Origin of the sequence: uncultured Pseudosulfitobacter sp., assembly GCF_963976325.1 — a bacterium.
Lineage (GTDB): Bacteria > Pseudomonadota > Alphaproteobacteria > Rhodobacterales > Rhodobacteraceae > Pseudosulfitobacter.
This window is the reverse complement of record NZ_CAXBJW010000001.1, coordinates 458,238-477,669: the sequence shown is the minus strand read 5'-3', so window position 1 is coordinate 477,669 and position 19,432 is coordinate 458,238. Positions and strand designations below refer to the sequence as shown.

Here is a 19,432-nt window from a genome sequence, read left to right as displayed (position 1 = left end):
GGGGGGCGGCCCTTTTTCTTTGCTCTGTCGCGTGCCCCTGTCGCGTCGCAACACCTTGATGGCAGGCTGGCGTCTGCTGTCTTCGCCGCTATAACCGCCCTTATGTCCCAGCTGATCCCCCTTGATATTGCCGTCTGGCGCATCCTGCCCAAGGACCTGCCCCCTGACACACCGGCACGGGCCCCAGCGGGCCGGTTCCACCATTCCGGCCAGATTGCCGCCTATGCCTCGCTCAGCGCCGAAGGTGCGCGGGTGGCGATCCAGCGTTACCTGAACAACGGCGTGTCGCGCGTGCTGGTTCCGATGTGGCTGACAGCGTCGCAGGTGGTCGATGAACGCGGCAACCGGGATGCCTCGGTCGTCTGGCAGGACATTCATGCCGGCGGGCAGCCGTCGCCGACATGGGCCATTTCGGATGCCGCGCGGGCCACGGGCGCTGTGGCGATGCTGTATTCCTCGCGCTCGCGCCCCGACCTGTCGCATGTGGTGGTGTTTGACCCTGCCTGCCTGCGTGTGGTTGGTCCAGCGGCACCGTTTATTCCCTAAGATACCTTTTTCCGCCCGCACGCCCGCCCGACAGTTGCAAGGCCGCGGATTTGCCCGCACAACTGGTGGGCAAAGAGGACACCCCATGCCGCAACTGGCCGTTCTGACCGGAGACATCGTGAAATCATCCGCCTTGCCCGAGGGCGGGCTGGCGCAGATCTTTGCGGGTCTTGAGGCTGCGGCGACGGCTCTGGCGGAATGGCAGGACGTGATCCCCCGTCTGACCCGTGCGCGCGGTGACAGTTGGCAGGCGGTTTGTGCCGCACCTTTTGCCTTTCGCGCAGCACTGGCGTTTCGCGCAGGTGTGCGGATGACGGGCAAGGCACACGACACCCGTATCGGCCTTGGCACCGGCGATGGCACGGTCACCGGCGCGGATCTGGCTGACGCCGATGGTGCGGCCTTTGTCGCGTCGGGGCGGGCGCTGGACGACATGGCGCGCACCGCGCGGCTGGCCACCGACAGTGCCCCGCTTGCGTTGCAAGCCGCCCTGCCCCTTGCCGATCATATCAGCAGCCGCTGGACCGTGCGTCAGGCGCAGATCGCGCTGGCGTCGCTGGCGGTGCCTGCCCCCACACAGGACGCATTGGCCGAACGGTTCGAGGTCAGCCGCCAGACCGTTCACAGCCTGCAAGAGGCCGCAGGCATCCGCGCATTGATCGAGGTTTGCGAGATGCTGGAACATGGCTGATATTGCACAAAGCAGCCATATTCGACTGCAATTCATGATAGCAGCCATAAACGGCTGCTTTTATACATCATGATCGACGCCGCACTGGCCCTGACGCTGGCGTGGTTGCTGGCCTTTCACCTGCTGCCGCCCCGTGTGCCGCTGCCGGTGCGCATTGTCGTGGTCTTTGCGCTGGGCTGGGCGGCATTGGGTGGTGCGGCCCATGTGACCGCCGCTGCGGCGCTGGGGCATGTGGCGGTGGCGTTGATCGCCAGGCGGGTGCCGCTGCATCTGTGGTCCTATCTAAGTACCCAGGCCGCCCATATCGTGGTGATCGCGGCTGTGGTCGTCTGGATGCCCGACGCCTTTGCCCATGGCCTGTGGGCCGCCTATGCTGCCACACTGCACCCCCTTGCGATCCTTTTGGGGGGTGTGATTGCCGCGACCCTGATGGGCGGCCCTGCGGTGGGTCTGCTGATGGCCCCGTGGCGCGCCGCCGCGCAGATCGAAGGGCTGGACAACGCAGGCCGCATCATCGGGCTGATGGAACGCGCGCTGATCTACCTGATGGTCATGATTGGCGAGCCCACCGGCATCGGTTTTCTGATCGCGGCCAAATCCATCCTGCGGTTCGAAACCGCCTCGCGCGATCAAAAGGCCAGCGAATACGTGATTATCGGCACTTTGGCCTCCTTTGGCTGGGCGCTGGCGTGGGGCTTTGCCGCGCAAAGCCTGATTGCAGCGCTGTGACTGCTTGAGATTGCGACGCACGCCCCCTACATTGGGGTCAAAGGAGTTCTGTTTATGTTTTCCATCCCCGGCAAGCAGGCCGTCACCATCACCCCCCGCGCCGCCGCCCAGATTGCCAAGCTTATGGCAGCGGACGGCCACAAGGGACTGCGCATCGGCGTCAAGAAAGGCGGCTGTGCAGGCATGGAATACACCATGGAGTATGTGGACGAACAGGACCCCAACGACGAAGCCGTAGAACAGGACGGCGCGCGGGTGCTGATCGCGCCGATGGCGCAGATGTTCCTGTTCGGCACCGAGATCGACTATGAAACCTCGTTGCTGGAATCGAGCTTCAAGTTCAACAACCCCAACGTGACCGAAGCCTGCGGCTGTGGCGAATCGATCAAATTCGCCGACCCCGCCGAAATGGCCGAACATCTGGTCAAAGGCTAAGCGCCCGTGGCCGTTTCCGACGAAGCGGTCGAAATGGCGCTGGACCTGCTCAGCGACGTCGGCCCCGTGTCAACGCGGCGCATGTTCGGCGGCATGGGGTTTTACACCGACGGTCAGATATTCGCGCTGCTGATGTCAGACGGTCGCCTGATGCTGAAAGGTGCGGGCGACATGCAGGCACAGTTTGACGCCTTGGGCATGGTCCGCTGGACCTATCAACGCCCCGGTCAGAAACCCGCAGCGATGCCCTATTGGGAACTGCCTGACAGCGCGCTGGACGACCCCGACGAGGCGACGGAGCTGGCGCGGCGGGCGATTGGCCATCTGTAATTGCTGCTCTTGCGCCGCGCGACCCGTCTGCCCTAGCTGGCAATCAAAGCCTTGATAATAGGCGTGAAATCCTGCGCCTTCAGGCTGGCCCCGCCCACCAGCGCACCGTCCACGTTGTCGCATTGGAAAATCTCGGCCGCGTTGCCCGGTTTGACCGAGCCGCCGTACAGCAGCCGGATCGCATTGCCGACCTGATCGCCCAGCCGCTGCACCAGACGTGCGCGGATGAAATCATGCACTTCGTCGATCTGCGCCGTGGTGGCGACCGCACCGGTGCCGATGGCCCAGACGGGTTCGTATGCGACGACCAGATTGTCGCCTGTCGATCCGTTCGGCACCGAGCCGGACAACTGCCCCGCAATGATGTCCAGCGTGTTGTCGGCCTCGCGGTCTTCGGCGCTTTCTCCGATGCACAGGATCGCGACCAGACCGGCGTCCCATGCGGCCTTGGCCTTGGCGCGCACGTCGCTGTTGGTTTCGTGGCAGGCGTCGCGGCGTTCCGAATGGCCGACGATCACATGGGTGGCCCCCGCGTCCGCGATCATCGGGGCGGCAATGTCACCGGTAAATGCACCGGCGGTTTCGCTGTGACAGTCCTGCGCACCGATGGTCACCGCACTGGCCCGCGCGATTTCGCTGGCGCGGAACAACAGCGGCGCCGGCGGGCAGATCACGATGTCGGTGTCGGTGTTGTCGGCATGGGCCGCCGCCAGATCCGAGATCACGCTGAGGGCCGCACTGCTGCCGTTCATCTTCCAGTTGCCTGCTGCCATCTTGCGCCGCATCGTCATCCCGCCTGTTCTTGGATTGCTTTGCCCTGATTTAGCATTGCAGCGCAGGGCGGGCAATGTAGGCTTTGGCTGGGCAGCCCCCCAGCGCCCGAAACCAACACAAGGACACCACGGCATGATCCCCAGACTGGACGCGGCACTGATCGCGGCGCGCGACGCAGACACCATCGCAGCCCTGGCGCAGGCGGCGCAGGGCACGGGGTTTGCCACCGTCCACAACACCGCGTTGACAGAGCCGCGCGTGCGCGAGGTGATAGAAACCTACCGCGCGTTCTTCCACCTGCCCGAGACGCAAAAGCGCGACGTGGACATGGCGCGCACCGGATCGAACCGAGGCTGGGGGGCTGCCGGATCGGAACAGGTCGATCCCGACGCCAACCCCGATTACAAACAATTCTTTGACGCAGGCTTTACTCTGCCTGCCGATGATCCGCTGGCGGCGCTGTCAGTCTATGCGCCGAACCGCTGGCCTGCGCAGCCTGCCCGGTTCCAGCAGGTGATCGCGGCCTATTACAGCGACGCCTGTGCGGTCGCCATGACCGTCCTGCGCGGAATAGCCGAGGCGATCGACGCGCCCCGCGACTATTTCGACGCCGCCTTTGACAAGCCGATGGCGCTGCTGCGCGGCAATTATTATCCGCAGCGGCCCGCATGGGCGACGGCGCAGGATTTCGGCATTGCCACGCACACCGACTATGGCTGTCTGACCCTGCTGGCCACGGACGGCACGCCCGGGCTTGAGGTGCGCAAGCGCGGCGGTGGCTGGAGTCCGGTTCAGGCGCAACCGGGCGCGTTCATCATCAACTTTGGCGAGATGATGGAGATGTGGACCAAGGGCCGCGTTCAGGCCACGCCGCATCGCGTGGTGGGCACCGACGCCGAGCGCATTTCGGTGCCGCTGTTTTTCAATCCGGCCTTTGACACGAATGTGGCCCCTATCGGGTCAGGCGAAGTGATCCGCGCGGGCGATCACTTGGAAAAGCGGTTTTCCGAGACTTACGTGCATCTGCAAACGCGGCCCGCTGCGCCATAGACACAGCCATGTGGCTTTTTCGGTTCCACCACCGTTCTGGCGTTCGCAGTGGTCAAACGAAACAACCCCCGCAGTTTCCTGCGGGGGCGTTACACATAGGGTCACAACGTGGCCCAACACTCATTACAAACCTATTTGATGATAATCTCCGGTCCCATCATCATCGTGGGCAGCCACGTCGAGATCGCCGGGATATAGGTCACCATTATCAGGAACACGAACAGCACGGCCAGGAACGGCAGTGCCGCGCGCACCACGGCCATCATCGGCATCCCTGCCACGCCCGAGGTCACGAACAGGTTCAGACCCACTGGCGGCGTGATCATCCCGATTTCCATGTTCACCACCATGATGATGCCCAGATGGATCGGATCAATGCCCAGCTCGATGGCAATCGGGAACACCAGCGGTGCCACGATCACCAACAGGCCCGACGGCTCCATGAACTGCCCGCCGATCAGCAGGATCACGTTGACGATGATCAGGAACACCACCCAGTTGAACCCCGCATCCAGCATTGCCCCCGCGATCTGTTGCGGGATCTGCTCATCCGTCAGCACGTGTTTCAGGATCAGCGCGTTGGCGATGATGAACATCAGCGTCACGGTCAGCTTGCCCGCCTCAAAGAACGCATCACGGGTGTCGCGGTGCCACAGGACCGTCAGCAACGCCCAGGGTTTGGCAAATAGACTGTGGTTCGCCACCCCCTCTTCCTTGGTGTGCAGCGGCCCCATGTCCCGATAAAAGAAGTTGGCGACAAAGAAAGCATAGATCGCCGCAACAGCCGCTGCTTCGGTCGGGGTGAAGATACCGCCGTAGATGCCGCCCAGAATGATGACGATCAGGAACAAGCCGCCCGATGCGTTCACGCCCGAGCTGACCACTTCGCCCCAGCCTTGCCATTCGCCCTTTGGCAGCTTCTTGACCACGGCCATGGCGTAGATGGTGATCATCAGCATGGTGCCCGCCATCAGGCCCGGGACGACACCGGCCAGGAACATCCGTCCCACCGACACATCCGTGGCGCTGGCGTAAACCACCATCACGATGCTGGGCGGGATCAGAATGCCCAGCGTGCCCGCGTTGGCGATGACACCGGCGGCGAATTCCTTGGTATAGCCCACCTGACGCATCCCTGCGATCACGATGGACCCGATGGCCACAACCGTCGCGGGGCTGGACCCGGACAGCGCCGCGAACATCATGCAGGCAAAGACACCCGCAATCGCCAGACCGCCCGGAAAATGCCCGACGATGGCGATGGAAAAGCGGATGATCCGCTGGGCCACGCCGCCCGTCGACATGAAGATCGAGGCCAGGATAAAGAACGGGATCGCCAGCAACGTATAGTGCCCCGCCATCGCCTGAAACAGCGATTGGGCCACGGATGCCAGCGACGTGTCGGACAGCACCAGCAGGAACACAATCGACGACATGCCCAGCGACACGGCAATCGGCACACCGATCAGCATCAGGCCGATGACCATGACGAAAAGAACAACAACTTCCATGACTTAATCCTCGCGGTTCATGTGGGCGACCGCTTCTACATCGTCTTCGGCCTCGTGGCTGACGATCAGGCTGTCAGCTGCACCGGTCCAGATGCGCACGCCTGCCTGAATGAACCGGAACAACAGCAATGCCATGCCGAAGGGCAGGATCGCATAGGGGATAAAGCGCGGTATTTTCTCGTAATGCTCGCCCTCGTTCATGATCGGCTCGATCCAGCGCAGCCATTCGGGGAACGGGATGTCGATGACCTCGTACCAGCCGCGATAGGACGAGCGTTTCATCTCTTCGAAACCGGTGGGCAGCACGCTGCCTGTGGTTTGCGGCAGGTTGGCGAAGTTCGCCCAGTAGTCCCACGACCCTTTCAGCAACAGCACCGCGTAAAAGATGCAGATCGCTGCGGCCACCAGCGCAATCATACGCCGTACCGGCACCGGAAACAGGTTGATCACTGCGTCCACACCCAGATGAGAGGTGGTTTTGACCGCGTAGCTGACCCCGAACAGGACCAGCCAGGCAAAGAGAAAGGTCACCATCTCCAAACCCCAGATCAGGCCGGTGTTAAACCCGTAGCGCAAGACCACGTTGATGAAGGTGATGATGGTCATAGCCGCCAGCAGCAGCGCGATCACGGTCTCTTCGAGCTCGTTGACGATGCGGCCCAGCGTGGTTTTGGGTTCATAGCTTTGTGCCATGCCCGCCCCTCCCCTGATGTGTGAAAGATTGCGCCCGGCCATTTTCTGTGAATGGCCGGGCGCGCAAGCCCGCGCGGGCTTAGTTGATTGTGGCGTTGATCGCCTGCGCTGCGTCGATGTTCTCTTGGCCCACGTCGGCTTTGAACTCGTCCCAGACGGGTTTCATTTTGTCGACCCAGACCTGACGCTGTTCCGGTGTCAGTTCGCGCACCACGCCACCGGCCGCGATGATCGCCTCTTTGGCTTCGGCGTTCACACGGGTGGATTCTGCGTTCCGCGTCGACGTGACCTCGTCGATGATGGTCGCCAGTTGTGTGCGCGTGTCATCGTCCAGGCTGTCCCAGAAGTCGGTCGAGGTGACGACCATGTAGTCCAGAACACCGTGGTTGGTTTCTGTCACACCGTCCTGCACCTCAAAGAATTTCTGACCGTAGATGTTCGACCAGCTGTTCTCCTGACCGTCCACAACGCCGGTTTGCAGCGCGCCGTAAACTTCGGAAAACGCCATCGGCTGGGGCGAGGCCCCCATCGCGGCCATCTGCGCCTTGAGCACGTCCGAGTTCTGCACGCGGAATTTCAGGCCGTTTGCATCGTCGGGCGAGATCAGCGGAACATTGGCCGACATCTGTTTCATGCCGTTGTGCCAGAAACCCAGGCCCAGCAGGCCGCGGCGTGTCATCGATTCTTTCATCGCCACACCGGTTTCCGAGTTCTGGAACTGGTCAACCGCGTCGATGTTGGTGAACATGAACGGCAAATCGAAGATGCGGAATTGCTTGGTGAATTGCTCGAATTTCGACAGCGACGGGGCCGCCATCTGCACGTCGCCTTGCAGCATCGCTTCAAGCACCTGGTTGTCGTTGTAAAGCGTCGAGTTCGGGAACACTTCCATGCACACCTTGCCGTTCATCTCGTCGTTGACGCGCTGTTCCAGCAGCGAGGCGGCGATGCCTTTGGGGTGTTTGTCGGTGTTTGTGACGTGGCTGAACTTGATCACGATTTCGCCGTCGTCACAGGCGGCCTGTACGGCACCGGCGGAAACGGACAGGCTCAGGGCCACGGCTGCGGCTGTAAAGAACTTCATGATACTCCTCCCAGAGTTTGCTTTTGCATTTCTGCACGACCCTCTCCCAAGGGGCGCGTCACGACAGAGTGAACAGCAGTGATGGACGGGCCGCAACTTTGTCAGGGATCTGGAGAAAAGAACAAATAAATTTTATTAATATCAGATATTTGCAGTCATATATTGAAGCATTGGATTAACCCGATCCTCAAGCGACGTGCGATAATCCGCACACCCGCCAACCCGTGTTGTGCGGAAAACCGCACACAGTTAGCGGCGGTAATCCTCGGCCCGAATCCCGTAGCGGGCCAGCTTGTCGTAGAAGGTCTTGCGCGGCAGCTTCAGCGCCGAGGCCGCAGCGCTGGCGTGGCCGTTCTGCCGCCCCAGTGCCGCGATCAGCAAGGCGCGCTCGACCCTGGCAAGCTGTTCGCTCAGCCCCAGTTCGGTGGCCTCGGCCACATCCTCGGGCATCCCCAGTACAAACCGCATCGCCGCACTCATCAGCGACCGGGCGTTGCCCGGCCAGTCCTGAGCCATCAGCGCCGCCAGATGATCCGAGCTGATTTCCGGCACGCCCAGCCCCGCCTGCTCGGCGGCTTGTTCGACGTAATGGCGGAACAGCACCGGAATATCCTCGGGCCGCTCTGACAGCGAAGGAATGCGCACAGGCATCATCGCAATCCCGTAATAAAGGTCGGCGTTCAGCAGTCCACCCTCGACCGCGGCCTGCAAATCCTGCGTGCTGCCCGCGATCAACCGGCACGCCAGCCCGCCCTCAAGCGCGCTGGCCAGCGTCATCTGGGTTGCTGCGGGCAATTGGCCGATTTCGTCAATGAACAGGCTGCCGGCCTTGGCCTCGTTCAGCGCCTCGCGCAGCGCGTCCGGCTCAAGCCCCGCGCTGGCGCGTTTCACAAAGGGCGATTTCGACCGGGGCGAGCACAAATGCACCACTTCCGCGACCTTTGACACGCCCGTGCCCGGCGCGCCCTGCACCAGCACCTGCGTTTCGACCGCCGCCAGTTGCCGCACGCGGGCGCGCAGGGTGTGGGCCAGTTCGGACTGGCCGAACAGCATCCGCTCGGCCGCATCGCCACTGTGGACCAGCGCGCGCAGGCGACGGTTTTCCAGCACCAGTGCGCGGGTTTTCAGCCCGCGTTCCACAGTCGCCAGCAGATCGGCAGGGGCGCAGGGTTTTTCCAGAAAACCGAATGCGCCCTGCGCCATCGCATCTACTGCCGTGGGAATATCGCCCTGCCCGGTCAGCAGGATCACCGGCAAATCGGGATCTTGCGCCAGCGCGTAATGCAACAGATGGAACCCGTCGCGCCCCGGCATCCGCATATCCGACAGGATCACCCCGTCGAAATCAGCGGTGATGTGATCCTTGGCCGCGACAAAGGAACTGGCGGCCAGCGGATCAAGGTCCGCCAACTCCAGCGTCTGCGCCACCGCATCGCGCACGGCGGCGTCGTCATCCACGACCAGAACGCGTTTGCTCATGCTGCCTCGCTTTCTTCCCAGGGAACCAGTTGCACGGTGAATGCCGCGCCCTCGCCGGTGTTTTCGCCGCGTATCTCTCCGCCAAAGCTTTGCACGATGCCATAGGAAATCGACAGCCCCAGCCCCATGCCCTCGGCGCGCCCCAGGCTTTTGGTGGTGTAGAACGGATCGAACACCTGATCGGGCACGTCAATGCCCGGACCTGTGTCGCGCACGGTCACCGATGGCTGCGCGCCATCCTGCACGGTGATGTGCAAGGCACGCACGGGGCGGCCCTCCATCGCGTCGACCGCGTTGGTGATCAGGTTTACAAACACCTGGCCCAGCCGCACGTCACCGCCGCGCACCCAGACAGGCGTATCGGCCGCGTCCAGTGTCACCGTCACATTCGCCTCGCGCAGACGCGGGCCGGTGATTTCGACCGCACTGCGCAGCACCGCACAGACATCGACCCGCACCGAAGGCGAGCTTTCCTGACGCGCGAAGGCCCGCAGGTTGCTGATGATCCGCGCCATGCGCTGTGCCATGTCACCGATCCGCGACAGGTTTTCGCGGGCGCGGTCGGGGCGATTCTTGTCCATGAAGGTCAGACCGTTTTCGGCAAAGGACCCGATCGCCATCAACGGCTGGTTCAGCTCGTGGCTGATGCCCGCGCTCAGCTGACCCAGCGCGCTAAGCTTGCCCGCCTGTACCAGATCGGCCTGCGCACGGGCCAATGCGGCCTGTGCCTCTTCGCGCTCGGCGGCCTCGCGCAGCAGTTGCGCGTTGGTGCCGACAAGGGCCGCGGTGCGTTCCGCCACCCGCGCCTCAAGCAGCGCATTGGCCTGCGACAGCGTGCGTCGCCGTTCCGTCGCCACCAGCAGCAGCGCACCAAAAGCCAGACACAGCGCGGCAAAAGCCGCCGCCTGCAACACCGCGATGCGCTGCGCCGGGGCCACGTCGATCAGCGCATTGCCCTGGAAGCCGATCACCGGCAGGGGGCGCTGGATGTGCAGCCCGATGCGCGGCAAGTACGGGTCCCATGTCTGGCGCCAGATGTCATAGCCTGCGGCGCGCTTGTACGTGAACACAGGTCCGCCCGGTGTCGGCTGCCCGCCGTGTTGCCAGAACAGCAGTTCCGAGCGGTTGGAGACAAAGACCACGCCCTGCGGATCCGTCAGAAACACCGCCGGGTTCGAGCCGCGCCAGTCGGCTTCCAATGCGTTGACGTCGGCGGCGACGATCACCGCCCCGATCACCCGCCCCGTGGTTTTGCCAAAAATCGGCGCCGCGTGGTAATAGGCCCGCCCCGCAAGCGGGGTGCCCACGCCGTGCCCCGTGCCCAATGCCCCCTGCATCGCGCGACGCACATAGGGCCAGTTGCCCAGGTCCATCCCCTCGGCCCCGTGCGCCGACGCTCGCACGCGGCCTGAATAATCCACCAGCATCACATCCAGTGCCGAGGTCTTGTCGGCCACGTCCTGAAACAACGCCATCGCCGGATCGGCACCGCCGCCTTCCAGCACCGCACGCGTGGCAGGATGCTCGGCCATGAACACCGCCAGCTCGCGGTAGCGCTGCAATTGCGCCGTCAACCGGTCCGACGCCAGCGCCAGATCGGATTCGCCCTGACGCTGCAACCGGTCCAGCGCCTGCACATAACCAGACCGCCACAGCCCCAGTGCGGCCAGCGCCACCACGGCGACAAACCCCAGCACGATCAGGTTGCGTTTGCGGATATCAGTGTTCATGCGCCGAAGTTTACCAACGTCAGCCTTGCAAAGACCAGAGCCACGCTATCATTTGGCGCTATGATAACACTTGACCAATCCCCGCTTGATCCCGCCTTTGTGCAAGACCCCTACAGCTTTTACGACACGGCCCGTGCCACGGGTCCGGTGCTGTACTGGTCCGACTACGGTATGCTGGCCGCCTTTGACCATGCCACGGTGCACAGCCTGCTGCGCGACAAGCGGCTGGGGCGCGAGATACCGGACGATTTGCGGATGCCGGTGCCCGACCATCTGACGGATTTCTACGCGGTCGAGCAGCATTCGATGCTGGAACACGAACCGCCCCGCCACACCGAATTGCGCGGGCTGGTGCTGCGCGCGTTCACCTCGCGCCGGATTGCGGGGCTGCAAGGCGACATCGAAGAAATTTGCGCCGACCTGATCGCCCAATTCCCCCGCGATGCCGAATTTGACCTGATCCCCGCCTATTGCACCGAGGTGCCGGTGCGCGTCATCGCCCGCCTGCTGGGTGTCCCCGAGGACATGGGCCCCGACCTGCTGCGCTGGTCCGGTGCGATGGTGGCGATGTATCAGGCGGGCCGCGACCGTGCGATCGAGGATGCGGCCAACACCGCCGCCCGCGAATTTTCGGATTTCCTGCGCGGCTATATCGACGCCCGCCGCAACGATCCGCGCGACGATCTGATCACCCAACTGATCGCCGCCGAGGAAGACGGCCAGAAGCTGAGCACCGACAGCCTGATCGGCACCTGTGTGCTGCTGCTGAACGCGGGCCACGAGGCGACGGTGCATTCGCTGGGCAACGCCGTGCACTGCCTGCTGCAAAACACCGTGCCCGCGATCACCCCGCAAGTGGTCGAGGAAGTCCTGCGCTATGACCCGCCGCTGCATATGTTCACGCGCTATGCCTACGCGCAGGTGCAGGTGGGCGACCAGACGCTGTACCCCGGCGATCAGGTGGCGTTGATGCTGGGTGCTGCGGGACGCGATCCGGCGGTCTATGCGACCCCCGAACGGTTCGACCCCGACCGCAAGACCACGCCGCATCTGGCCTTTGGCGGCGGGATGCATTTTTGCGTGGGCGCCCCGCTGGCGCGGCTGGAAATGCAGGTGGCGCTGAGCGCGCTGTTCGACGCCTGCCCCGACCTGCACGAGGCACAGGCGCCGCGCTATGCCGACAGCTTTCATTTTCACAAGCTTGAGCGGCTGATGGTGCGCCTATAGCGGCAGCATGGTGGTCGATTTGATCTCTTCCATCGACAGCAGCGCGGTGACGTTGTGCACCTTCACCTCGGAAATCAGCGCCTGATAGAAGACGTCATAGGCGCGCGCGTTCTTCACCCGCACCTTCAGGATATAGTCGATGTCGCCCGCCAGCCGGTGCGCTTCCTGCACCTCGGCGCGATCCTTCAGCGCCTTGAGAAACTTGGCCTGCCAGTCGGCGTCATGCTCTGACGTGCGGATCAGCACGAAGAAACAGGCCTCGAACCCCAGCGCGTCGGCGTCCAGAAACACCGTGTGCTGGCCGATCACCCCGCCGTCGCGCAGCTTGCGAATCCGGTTCCAGACAGGGGTTTTGGAACTGCCCACCGCTTTGGCGATATCGTCCAGCGACTGGCTGGCATCGCGTTGCAGTTCCGCCAAAATCTTCCGGTCTGTGTCGTCGATGCGAACAGTCATTCGCGCATTCCTCTCATCTTGGTACGAGCGTTCTATCTGCACTGCGGCATAGAACGTATGTCCTTATCTGCGCGGGCATATGGCGCAATAGGGGGAATATTTCCTATATACAAGGTCAAGTCAACGAAGCACGGGATCGCAGCGCCATGAACCATTTTCCGATCTTTCTGGCCACCGCAGGCCGCAGCATCGTCCTTTCGGGCGGTGGCGAGGCCGCATTGGCCAAGCTGCGCCTGCTGATGAAATCCCAGGCTGCGATCACTGTCTTTGCGGCGGACGCAGATGCGCAGATCAAGACATGGGCCACCCAAGGCAAGCTGACATTGGTCGACCGCGCCCTGCGCGCCGGTGACACCGCCGGTGCCGCGCTGTTTTACGCAGCCGACGAGGACGAGGCCGAGGATGCCCGCACCGCCGCCATCGCCAAGGCGGACGGCGCGCTGGTCAACATCGTCGACAACCTGCACGACAGCGAATTCATCACCCCCGCAATCGTCGACCGCGATCCCGTCACCGTGGCCATCGGCACCGAAGGGGCTGCGCCCGTGCTGGCCCGCGCGATCAAGGCCGATCTTGAGGAACGCCTGCCCACCACGCTGGGCACATTGGCGCGCATCGGCAAGGCGTTTCGCGGTGCTGCCGACGCCCTGCCCTTTGGCCGCCCGCGTCGTGATTTCTGGCGTGACTATTACTTTACCTCCGGCCCGCGCGCGATTGCTGCGGGTGAGGATGCCGTGCGCCCTGCGCTGGATGATCTGCTGCACAGCCATCTGGCCCGCAATGCCCGCGAAGGCCATGTGGCTTTCGTCGGCGCAGGCCCCGGTGACCCGGAACTGCTGACGCTGAAAGCCCGCCGCGCGCTGGACGAGGCTGACGTGGTGATTCACGACCGGCTGATCAGCCCCGAAATTCTGGAACTGGCCCGCCGCGAGGCGGTGATGGTGGACGCCGGCAAAGAGGGCTTTGGCCCCTCGATGACCCAAGAGGACATCAACGCACTGATCGTCGAACATGCCCGCACCGGTGCGCAGGTCGTGCGTTTGAAATCGGGCGACGCGACTGTCTTTGGCCGTCTGGACGAAGAGATTGACGCGGTGACCGAGGCGCAGATCGGCTGGCACATCGTGCCGGGGATCACATCCGCCTCTGCCGCCGTGGCCGCCATCGGTCAAAGCCTGACCAAGCGCAACCGCAATTCGTCGGTGCGGTTCCTGACCGGCCACGACATGAAAGGCTTTGCCGATCACGACTGGGCCGCACTGGCGCGCCCCGGCGAGGTTGCCGCGATCTATATGGGCAAGAAATCCGCGCGCTTCATTCAGGGCCGCCTGATGATGCACGGCGCCGACCGCGCCACGCCCGTGACCGTGATCGAAAACGCATCGCGCCCCGAACAGCGGATCATCGGCACCACGCTGGCCGATCTGCCGCAAACCCTGACCGATGCCGACATGACCGGCCCCGCCCTGATGTTCTATGGCCTCGCCCCGCGCGCGGCTGCCGCCCAACCCATTGCTCAAATTCTGCAAGAGGCCCTGTGATGCCCAAACCGTACACCCCCAAAGTCGTGACCGCCAACCACCTTCTGGCGGGCGACGTGATCTACCAAACCCGTGACGGCTGGTCCCGCCAGTTGGTTGACGCCGAAGTGCTGACCGACGAGGCGCACGCCGACCTGCGCCTGATCGAAGCGGCGCAGCAAACCGGCGAAGTGGTCGGGGCCTATCTGGCCGATGTGGACACCTCGGGCGATGCGCCGGCACCGGCCCACTTCCGCGAAGCCTTCCGCGCCAAAGGCCCCTCGAACTATGCCCACGGCAAACAAACGGAGCTGAACTGATGTATACCTATACCGATTTCGACGCCGCCTTCGTCGCCGAGCGCAACCGCCAGTTCCGCGCGCAGGTTGAACGCCGTATCGACGGCAGCCTGACCGAGGACGAATTCAAGCCGCTGCGCCTGATGAACGGGCTGTACCTGCAATTGCACGCCTACATGCTGCGCGTGGCGATCCCCTATGGCACGCTCTCCAGCCGCCAGATGGATCAATTGGCCTATCTGGCCGAGAAATGGGACAAGGGTTACGGCCACTTCACCACACGCCAGAATATTCAGTACAACTGGCCCGAACTGCGGGATGTGCCGGATATGCTGGACGCCCTGGGCGAAGTGCAGATGCACGCGATTCAGACCTCGGGCAACACCATCCGCAACGTGACCGCAGACCATTTCGCCGGTGCCGCCGCCGACGAGGTTGCCGACCCGCGCCCCGTGGCCGAACTGGTGCGCCAGTGGTCCACCGATCACCCAGAATTCCAGTCGATGCCGCGCAAGTTCAAGGTGGCCGTGACCGGCGCCGAAAACGACCGCGCCGTGATCCGCGCCCATGACATCGGCCTGCGCATCGTCGAACGCGACGGTGTGATCGGCTACGAGGTTCTGGTCGGTGGCGGTCTGGGCCGCACGCCGATGATCGGCAAGGTCATCCACGACTTCCTGCCCGAAGAAGACCTGCTGCCCTATCTGGAAAGCGTCGTCAGCGTCTGGAACCAGATCGGCCGCCGCGACAACAAATACAAGGCCCGCATCAAGATCACCGTGCACGAGGTCGGCCTGGACGAAATCCGCCGTCTGGTGGAAGAGCGTTTCGCGCTGGTCAAACCGCTGTTCACCGGCGTCGATCAGGACCACTTTGCCCGCATCAAGGCCCAGTTCGAAGCCCCTGATTTCGTGGAAAAATCCGTGGGTCCGTTCAATCAGGCCTATAACGACGATCCGGTGTTCCGCGCCTGGGCCGACACCAACCTGACCGCGCACCGCGCCGAAGGGTATTCCATCGTGTCGATCTCGCTCAAAGCGCACGGAGCGACCCCCGGCGACGCCACAGCCGAGCAGATGCGCGTGATGGCCGATCTGGCCCGCCAGTATGGCCATGACGAGCTGCGCATCAGCCACGAGCAGAACGTGATCCTGCCGCATGTGCACCGCGCCGACCTGCCTGCGATCCACGCCAAGCTGAAAGAGCACGGGCTGGCCACGGCCAACATCAACCTGATCTCGGACATCATCGCCTGCCCCGGCATGGACTATTGCGCGCTGGCCACCGCCCGTTCGATCCCGATCGCACAGGAAATCGCCACCCGCTTTGACGACATCAAGCTGGAACACGACATCGGCGAGCTGAAGATCAAGATCTCGGGCTGCATCAACGCCTGTGGCCACCACCATGTCGGTCACATCGGCATTCTGGGTCTGGACCGTGCGGGCGTGGAAAACTATCAGATCACGCTGGGCGGCGACCACACGCAGACCGCCGCCATTGGCGAACGCGCTGGCCCCGGCTTCTCTGCCGATGCCATCGTGCCCGCCATCGAACGGCTGGTCGATGCCTATCTGGAACACCGCACCGAGAAATCCGAGACCTTCCTGCAAACCTATCGCCGCCTTGGCATGGCCCCTTTCAAGGCCGCCCTCTATCCCGAAGCCAAAGCCGTCGCGGCCGAGTAAGCAAAAGTGAAACCCATGCTTCATCTTGCCAAGGAAACTCTCCCCGAAGGGCCGGTCTCTGCTGACCTGCACCTTCAGGCGGCAGAGCTGAACGACCGGCTGCGCCACCACGGCGCAACCGATGTTCTGCGCGCGGCAGTGAACGAGATCGAGGGCCTGGCCCTTGTATCGTCCTTTGGCGCGGAATCGGTGGTGCTGCTGCACCTGCTGGCGATGGTGGACCCGTCGGTGCCGGTGCTGTTCATCGACACCGAAATGCTGTTCACCGAAACGCTGGTCTACCAGCAAGAGGTCGCCGAGCGGCTGCGCCTGAAAGACCTGCGCATCATCCGCGCCGACGACCACGAACTGCACATCGAAGACCCCGATGGCACCCTGCACCAGTTCGACACCGACGCCTGCTGTGCGCTGCGCAAAACGCGACCCCTGCAAAAGGCATTGGCCGGACACGGCGGCTGGATCACCGGGCGCAAACGCTATCAGTCGGGCCAGCGCGCCCAACTGGATTTCTTCGAGGTCGAAGAGGCCGCGACAGGGCCGCGCATCAAGGTCAATCCGCTGGCCCGCTGGACGCCGGAAGACGTGCGCGAATACATGACCGAAAACCGCCTGCCCCGTCACCCGCTGGTGGCCCAAGGTTATCCGTCCATTGGCTGTGCGCCGTGCACATCGCCCGTGGCCGAAGGCGAAGACCCCCGCGCCGGACGGTGGCGGAATTCACAAAAGGACGAATGCGGCATTCACTTTGTCGACGGCAAAATGGTTCGCACAGGAGCACAACAATGAGCATTATCGTGACCGACGCAGGCTTTGGCCCCGACACATGGGAACAAGGCTATACCGCCTTTGGCGAGGCCACCAATGACGTGACCGCGCTGGATGTGCCCAGCGACATCAATCCCGCCGACATCCCGCTGTCATCCAGCCTGAAAATGGTGCGCGTCGATTTTCCGTCGTCGCATGACGGGCGCGGGTTCACCATTGCGCGGCTGCTGCGTCTGCGCGGCTATACGGGCCGGTTGCGGGCGCGGGGCCATGTGATCGCGGACCAATACGCGATGGCGCGCCGCTGTGGTTTCGACGAGATCGAGATCAGCCAGACGCTGGCCGCGCGCCAACCCGAAGACCAATGGCAGTTCCGCGCCGACTGGCAGGCCCACGACTATCAGGCCCGTCTGCGCGGCCAGACCAACGCGGCCATCTGACGCCTTTCGCCCGATCCTCCCTCCCGTTATACGAAGGCGCGCGCGTATCCGTGCGTGAATGTGAACAAATGACCGAGCAAACACCCGTGAACCAAGCCGCCGCCGTCAAGGCCCCCACTCTGCCCGACGCCCAGACCGTCACATCGGTGACCCACTGGACCGACCGTCTGTTTTCGTTCCGCGTGACGCGGCCCGCGTCGCTGCGGTTCCGGTCGGGTGAATTCGTGATGATCGGCCTGATGGGCGACCCGCACCCCGAAACCGGCAAGCAAAAACCGCTGTTGCGCGCCTATTCCATCGCGTCCCCCGCCTGGGATGACGAGCTGGAGTTTTATTCGATCAAAGTGCAGGACGGCCCGCTGACATCCAAGCTGCAACACATCAAGGTCGGTGACGAGATCATCCTGCGCCCCAAACCGGTCGGCACGCTGGTGCATGACGCGCTGCTTCCCGGCAAACGGCTGTGGTTCTTCTCGACCGGCACCGGCTTTGCGCCCTTTGCGTCGCTGCTGCGCGAACCGCAAACCTATGAGGATTACGACGAGGTCATCATCACCCACACCTGCCGTGATGTGGCCGAGCTGACCTATGGTGCCAAGCTGATCGAAGACCTGAAAGCGGATGAGCTGATGCAGGAACTGATCGGCCCCGAGAACCTGGCCAAGATCCGCTATTACCCCACCACCACGCGTGAACAAAGCCCCAAGATGGGCCGCATCACCACGCTGCTGGAAGACCGCACCGTATTTGCCGATCTGGGCGTGCCCGCAATCTCGCCCGAGACAGACCGCGCGATGGTCTGCGGGTCGCTGGCGTTCAACAAGGACATCCAGGCGCTGATGGAAGGCTATGGCCTGAAAGAAGGCGCCAACAGCGAACCGGGTCACTACGTGATCGAAAAAGCGTTCGTGGGCGACGGCGTATAAGCCACCCTAACCCATTGCCGGAAATGAAAAAACCGCGCCCCGAACAGGGCGCGGTTTTCTTGTTTCACCCGTTGAAGGCAGAGCTTACAGGCCCATCGCCTCGCGGATTTGCGTCAGCATCAGCTTCAACGCTTCGGGGTTGTCGCGGGCCTTTTCCAGACCGCTGGTCAGCAGTTTTTTCTGCACGGCGCCCAGGTCGGACTGTTCCACCATCGCGGTGACCTTATCATAGTCGAAACCATCGACGGTCAGCAGTTCGGCCATCGACGCGGGGTCGGCGGGAACGTCGGCTGTTGTTTCGGCTTCGGTGCTCATGTCAACCGATGCAGACGCGCCTTCTGTTCCTGCGGCAACCGCTGCTGTGGTGTCATTGGCATCGGTTGCAGTTGTGTCGGCAGGTGCCTCGGTTGTGGTCGAGGTGTCAGCAGTTGTTTCGGTCGAGGTTTCCGCAGTTGCCTCGGTCGAGGTTTCCTCCGTCGCGGCTGCCTCGGTCGAGGTGTCAGCAGTCGCGGCTGCTTCGGTCGAGGTGTCAGCAGTTGCGGCTGCCTCGGTCGAGGTGTCAGCAGTTGCTTCGGTCGACGTCTCTGCGGTGGCCGCAGGTGTTTCTGTCACAACTTCCTCGGCTGCGGTCGCGGTTTCCGATGCCATGTCTTCGGTCGCCTCGGCGGCGTCGCTTGTCGCTTGTGCGGCCTCGTCAGCGGTCGCCTTGGCACCCTCGGATACGGTCTCAACGGCATCTGCCACGGCCTCGCCCGCTGCGGATGCGGTGTCGGCAATGGCTTCGGACGCGTCCTTGGCGGCATCGGCAGCGGCGGCGCCTGCTTCGCTTGCGGCTTCGACGGCATCAGCAACGGCACCTTCGGTCACCTCGGCTGCGGTGCCCGCAGCATCGGATGCGCTGTCCAGCGCGGCGGGTGCATTCACGGAATCGGCGGCTTCTGTTGCCACCTCTTGAATGCTGCGGCCCGACCACAGCAAATACGCGCCAAGTGCCACGGCAGCGGCCACAAGGATCCACAATAGATTTTTCATAACTCAGTCCCCTTAACAGTGTTGCCG

Annotated in this window: 21 protein-coding genes; 13 read left to right on the top strand and 8 right to left on the bottom strand. The window is 63.3% G+C overall.

Features of this window, described 5'->3' with window-relative positions:
- Nucleotides 1-102: 102 nt before the first annotated feature.
- The 5 genes from AAC077_RS02370 to AAC077_RS02350 all read left to right on the top strand — a co-directional run bounded on the left by AAC077_RS02370 (nucleotide 103) and on the right by AAC077_RS02350 (nucleotide 2,731).
- Complete coding sequence (locus AAC077_RS02370; RefSeq protein WP_339766339.1) at nucleotides 103-546, top strand: RES family NAD+ phosphorylase; 444 nt, start codon at nucleotides 103-105, stop codon at nucleotides 544-546.
- Nucleotides 547-631: 85 nt separating this feature from the next.
- A complete protein-coding gene (locus AAC077_RS02365; protein ID WP_339766338.1) occupies nucleotides 632-1,237 on the top strand; it encodes a hypothetical protein in 606 nt (201 codons plus the stop codon).
- A gap of 69 nt (nucleotides 1,238-1,306) precedes the next feature.
- A complete protein-coding gene (locus AAC077_RS02360; RefSeq protein ID WP_339766337.1) occupies nucleotides 1,307-1,966 on the top strand; it encodes a DUF3307 domain-containing protein in 660 nt (219 codons plus the stop codon).
- A 54-nt stretch (nucleotides 1,967-2,020) separates the two neighbouring features.
- Nucleotides 2,021-2,401 carry an iron-sulfur cluster assembly accessory protein gene (locus AAC077_RS02355; protein WP_089419963.1) on the top strand — a complete coding sequence of 127 codons (381 nt, stop codon included), beginning with the start codon at nucleotides 2,021-2,023 and terminating at the stop codon, nucleotides 2,399-2,401.
- Between the two features lie 6 nt (nucleotides 2,402-2,407).
- Nucleotides 2,408-2,731 (top strand): TfoX/Sxy family protein, encoded by a 324-nt coding sequence (locus tag AAC077_RS02350; protein WP_339766336.1) that lies wholly within the window; start codon nucleotides 2,408-2,410, stop codon nucleotides 2,729-2,731.
- A gap of 32 nt (nucleotides 2,732-2,763) precedes the next feature.
- Here the strand turns inward: AAC077_RS02350 and tpiA are convergent, their stop codons facing one another.
- Nucleotides 2,764-3,516: a triose-phosphate isomerase gene (tpiA, locus tag AAC077_RS02345; RefSeq protein WP_339766335.1), complete on the bottom strand. Its 753-nt coding sequence runs from the start codon at nucleotides 3,514-3,516 to the stop codon at nucleotides 2,764-2,766.
- Between the two features lie 121 nt (nucleotides 3,517-3,637).
- On the opposite strand from tpiA, the gene AAC077_RS02340 reads away from it, so the two are divergent.
- The gene (locus tag AAC077_RS02340; RefSeq protein ID WP_339766334.1) at nucleotides 3,638-4,555 is read left to right on the top strand and encodes a 2-oxoglutarate and iron-dependent oxygenase domain-containing protein; all 918 of its coding nucleotides are present in this window, start codon (nucleotides 3,638-3,640) and stop codon (nucleotides 4,553-4,555) included.
- 131 nt (nucleotides 4,556-4,686) lie between these two features.
- Here the strand turns inward: AAC077_RS02340 and AAC077_RS02335 are convergent, their stop codons facing one another.
- From AAC077_RS02335 to AAC077_RS02315, 5 genes are all read right to left on the bottom strand, one after another.
- On the bottom strand, nucleotides 4,687-6,066 hold the full coding sequence (locus AAC077_RS02335; RefSeq protein ID WP_339766333.1) for a TRAP transporter large permease: 1,380 nt from the start codon (nucleotides 6,064-6,066) through the stop codon (nucleotides 4,687-4,689).
- Between the two features lie 3 nt (nucleotides 6,067-6,069).
- Nucleotides 6,070-6,759 (bottom strand): TRAP transporter small permease, encoded by a 690-nt coding sequence (locus tag AAC077_RS02330; RefSeq protein WP_339766332.1) that lies wholly within the window; start codon nucleotides 6,757-6,759, stop codon nucleotides 6,070-6,072.
- A gap of 79 nt (nucleotides 6,760-6,838) precedes the next feature.
- A complete protein-coding gene (locus tag AAC077_RS02325) occupies nucleotides 6,839-7,843 on the bottom strand; it encodes a DctP family TRAP transporter solute-binding subunit (RefSeq protein WP_339766331.1) in 1,005 nt (334 codons plus the stop codon).
- 249 nt (nucleotides 7,844-8,092) lie between these two features.
- On the bottom strand, nucleotides 8,093-9,322 hold the full coding sequence (locus AAC077_RS02320; RefSeq protein ID WP_339766330.1) for a sigma-54 dependent transcriptional regulator: 1,230 nt from the start codon (nucleotides 9,320-9,322) through the stop codon (nucleotides 8,093-8,095).
- Nucleotides 9,319-11,052: an ATP-binding protein gene (locus AAC077_RS02315; protein ID WP_339766329.1), complete on the bottom strand. Its 1,734-nt coding sequence runs from the start codon at nucleotides 11,050-11,052 to the stop codon at nucleotides 9,319-9,321. The genes AAC077_RS02320 and AAC077_RS02315 overlap by 4 nt, the downstream gene beginning before the upstream one ends.
- A gap of 60 nt (nucleotides 11,053-11,112) precedes the next feature.
- Here AAC077_RS02315 and AAC077_RS02310 point away from each other — a divergent pair, with 60 nt between their 5' ends.
- The gene (locus AAC077_RS02310; protein ID WP_339766328.1) at nucleotides 11,113-12,279 is read left to right on the top strand and encodes a cytochrome P450; all 1,167 of its coding nucleotides are present in this window, start codon (nucleotides 11,113-11,115) and stop codon (nucleotides 12,277-12,279) included.
- Here AAC077_RS02310 and AAC077_RS02305 read toward each other — a convergent pair.
- Complete coding sequence (locus AAC077_RS02305) at nucleotides 12,274-12,735, bottom strand: Lrp/AsnC family transcriptional regulator (RefSeq protein ID WP_028956257.1); 462 nt, start codon at nucleotides 12,733-12,735, stop codon at nucleotides 12,274-12,276. The genes AAC077_RS02310 and AAC077_RS02305 overlap by 6 nt on opposite strands.
- 146 nt (nucleotides 12,736-12,881) lie before the next feature.
- Here AAC077_RS02305 and cysG point away from each other — a divergent pair, with 146 nt between their 5' ends.
- The 6 genes from cysG to AAC077_RS02275 all read left to right on the top strand — a co-directional run bounded on the left by cysG (nucleotide 12,882) and on the right by AAC077_RS02275 (nucleotide 18,373).
- Complete coding sequence (cysG, locus tag AAC077_RS02300) at nucleotides 12,882-14,276, top strand: siroheme synthase CysG (RefSeq protein ID WP_339766327.1); 1,395 nt, start codon at nucleotides 12,882-12,884, stop codon at nucleotides 14,274-14,276.
- Nucleotides 14,276-14,575: a DUF2849 domain-containing protein gene (locus AAC077_RS02295; RefSeq protein WP_339766326.1), complete on the top strand. Its 300-nt coding sequence runs from the start codon at nucleotides 14,276-14,278 to the stop codon at nucleotides 14,573-14,575. Before cysG ends, AAC077_RS02295 begins: the two co-directional genes overlap by 1 nt.
- A complete protein-coding gene (locus AAC077_RS02290) occupies nucleotides 14,575-16,242 on the top strand; it encodes a nitrite/sulfite reductase (RefSeq protein WP_339766325.1) in 1,668 nt (555 codons plus the stop codon). Before AAC077_RS02295 ends, AAC077_RS02290 begins: the two co-directional genes overlap by 1 nt.
- A 15-nt stretch (nucleotides 16,243-16,257) precedes the next feature.
- Nucleotides 16,258-17,028, top strand: a complete 771-nt coding sequence (locus AAC077_RS02285) for a phosphoadenylyl-sulfate reductase (protein ID WP_339766324.1) — start codon at nucleotides 16,258-16,260, stop codon at nucleotides 17,026-17,028.
- Nucleotides 17,025-17,447, top strand: coding sequence for a DUF934 domain-containing protein (locus tag AAC077_RS02280; RefSeq protein ID WP_339766323.1), 423 nt, complete (start codon nucleotides 17,025-17,027; stop codon nucleotides 17,445-17,447). Before AAC077_RS02285 ends, AAC077_RS02280 begins: the two co-directional genes overlap by 4 nt.
- 68 nt (nucleotides 17,448-17,515) lie before the next feature.
- The gene (locus AAC077_RS02275; protein ID WP_339766322.1) at nucleotides 17,516-18,373 is read left to right on the top strand and encodes a ferredoxin--NADP reductase; all 858 of its coding nucleotides are present in this window, start codon (nucleotides 17,516-17,518) and stop codon (nucleotides 18,371-18,373) included.
- An 84-nt stretch (nucleotides 18,374-18,457) separates the two neighbouring features.
- On the opposite strand, the gene AAC077_RS02270 is transcribed toward AAC077_RS02275, so the two are convergent.
- A complete protein-coding gene (locus AAC077_RS02270) occupies nucleotides 18,458-19,405 on the bottom strand; it encodes a hypothetical protein (RefSeq protein ID WP_339766321.1) in 948 nt (315 codons plus the stop codon).
- Between the last annotated feature and the right edge of the window lie 27 nt (nucleotides 19,406-19,432).

Excerpts from the sequence above, each read along its gene's own strand:
- AAC077_RS02370 (WP_339766339.1), top strand. The coding sequence starts at position 103 with ATGTCCCAGCTGATCCCCCTTGATATTGCCGTCTGGCGCATCCTGCCC.
- AAC077_RS02365 (WP_339766338.1), top strand. The coding sequence starts at position 632 with ATGCCGCAACTGGCCGTTCTGACCGGAGACATCGTGAAATCATCCGCC.
- AAC077_RS02360 (WP_339766337.1), top strand. The coding sequence starts at position 1,307 with ATGATCGACGCCGCACTGGCCCTGACGCTGGCGTGGTTGCTGGCCTTT.
- AAC077_RS02355 (WP_089419963.1), top strand. The coding sequence starts at position 2,021 with ATGTTTTCCATCCCCGGCAAGCAGGCCGTCACCATCACCCCCCGCGCC.
- tpiA (WP_339766335.1), bottom strand. The coding sequence starts at position 3,516 with ATGCGGCGCAAGATGGCAGCAGGCAACTGGAAGATGAACGGCAGCAGT.
- AAC077_RS02340 (WP_339766334.1), top strand. The coding sequence starts at position 3,638 with ATGATCCCCAGACTGGACGCGGCACTGATCGCGGCGCGCGACGCAGAC.
- AAC077_RS02335 (WP_339766333.1), bottom strand. The coding sequence starts at position 6,066 with ATGGAAGTTGTTGTTCTTTTCGTCATGGTCATCGGCCTGATGCTGATC.
- AAC077_RS02330 (WP_339766332.1), bottom strand. The coding sequence starts at position 6,759 with ATGGCACAAAGCTATGAACCCAAAACCACGCTGGGCCGCATCGTCAAC.
- AAC077_RS02325 (WP_339766331.1), bottom strand. The coding sequence starts at position 7,843 with ATGAAGTTCTTTACAGCCGCAGCCGTGGCCCTGAGCCTGTCCGTTTCC.
- AAC077_RS02320 (WP_339766330.1), bottom strand. The coding sequence starts at position 9,322 with ATGAGCAAACGCGTTCTGGTCGTGGATGACGACGCCGCCGTGCGCGAT.
- AAC077_RS02315 (WP_339766329.1), bottom strand. The coding sequence starts at position 11,052 with ATGAACACTGATATCCGCAAACGCAACCTGATCGTGCTGGGGTTTGTC.
- AAC077_RS02310 (WP_339766328.1), top strand. The coding sequence starts at position 11,113 with ATGATAACACTTGACCAATCCCCGCTTGATCCCGCCTTTGTGCAAGAC.
- AAC077_RS02305 (WP_028956257.1), bottom strand. The coding sequence starts at position 12,735 with ATGACTGTTCGCATCGACGACACAGACCGGAAGATTTTGGCGGAACTG.
- cysG (WP_339766327.1), top strand. The coding sequence starts at position 12,882 with ATGAACCATTTTCCGATCTTTCTGGCCACCGCAGGCCGCAGCATCGTC.
- AAC077_RS02295 (WP_339766326.1), top strand. The coding sequence starts at position 14,276 with ATGCCCAAACCGTACACCCCCAAAGTCGTGACCGCCAACCACCTTCTG.
- AAC077_RS02290 (WP_339766325.1), top strand. The coding sequence starts at position 14,575 with ATGTATACCTATACCGATTTCGACGCCGCCTTCGTCGCCGAGCGCAAC.
- AAC077_RS02285 (WP_339766324.1), top strand. The coding sequence starts at position 16,258 with ATGCTTCATCTTGCCAAGGAAACTCTCCCCGAAGGGCCGGTCTCTGCT.
- AAC077_RS02280 (WP_339766323.1), top strand. The coding sequence starts at position 17,025 with ATGAGCATTATCGTGACCGACGCAGGCTTTGGCCCCGACACATGGGAA.
- AAC077_RS02275 (WP_339766322.1), top strand. The coding sequence starts at position 17,516 with ATGACCGAGCAAACACCCGTGAACCAAGCCGCCGCCGTCAAGGCCCCC.
- AAC077_RS02270 (WP_339766321.1), bottom strand. The coding sequence starts at position 19,405 with ATGAAAAATCTATTGTGGATCCTTGTGGCCGCTGCCGTGGCACTTGGC.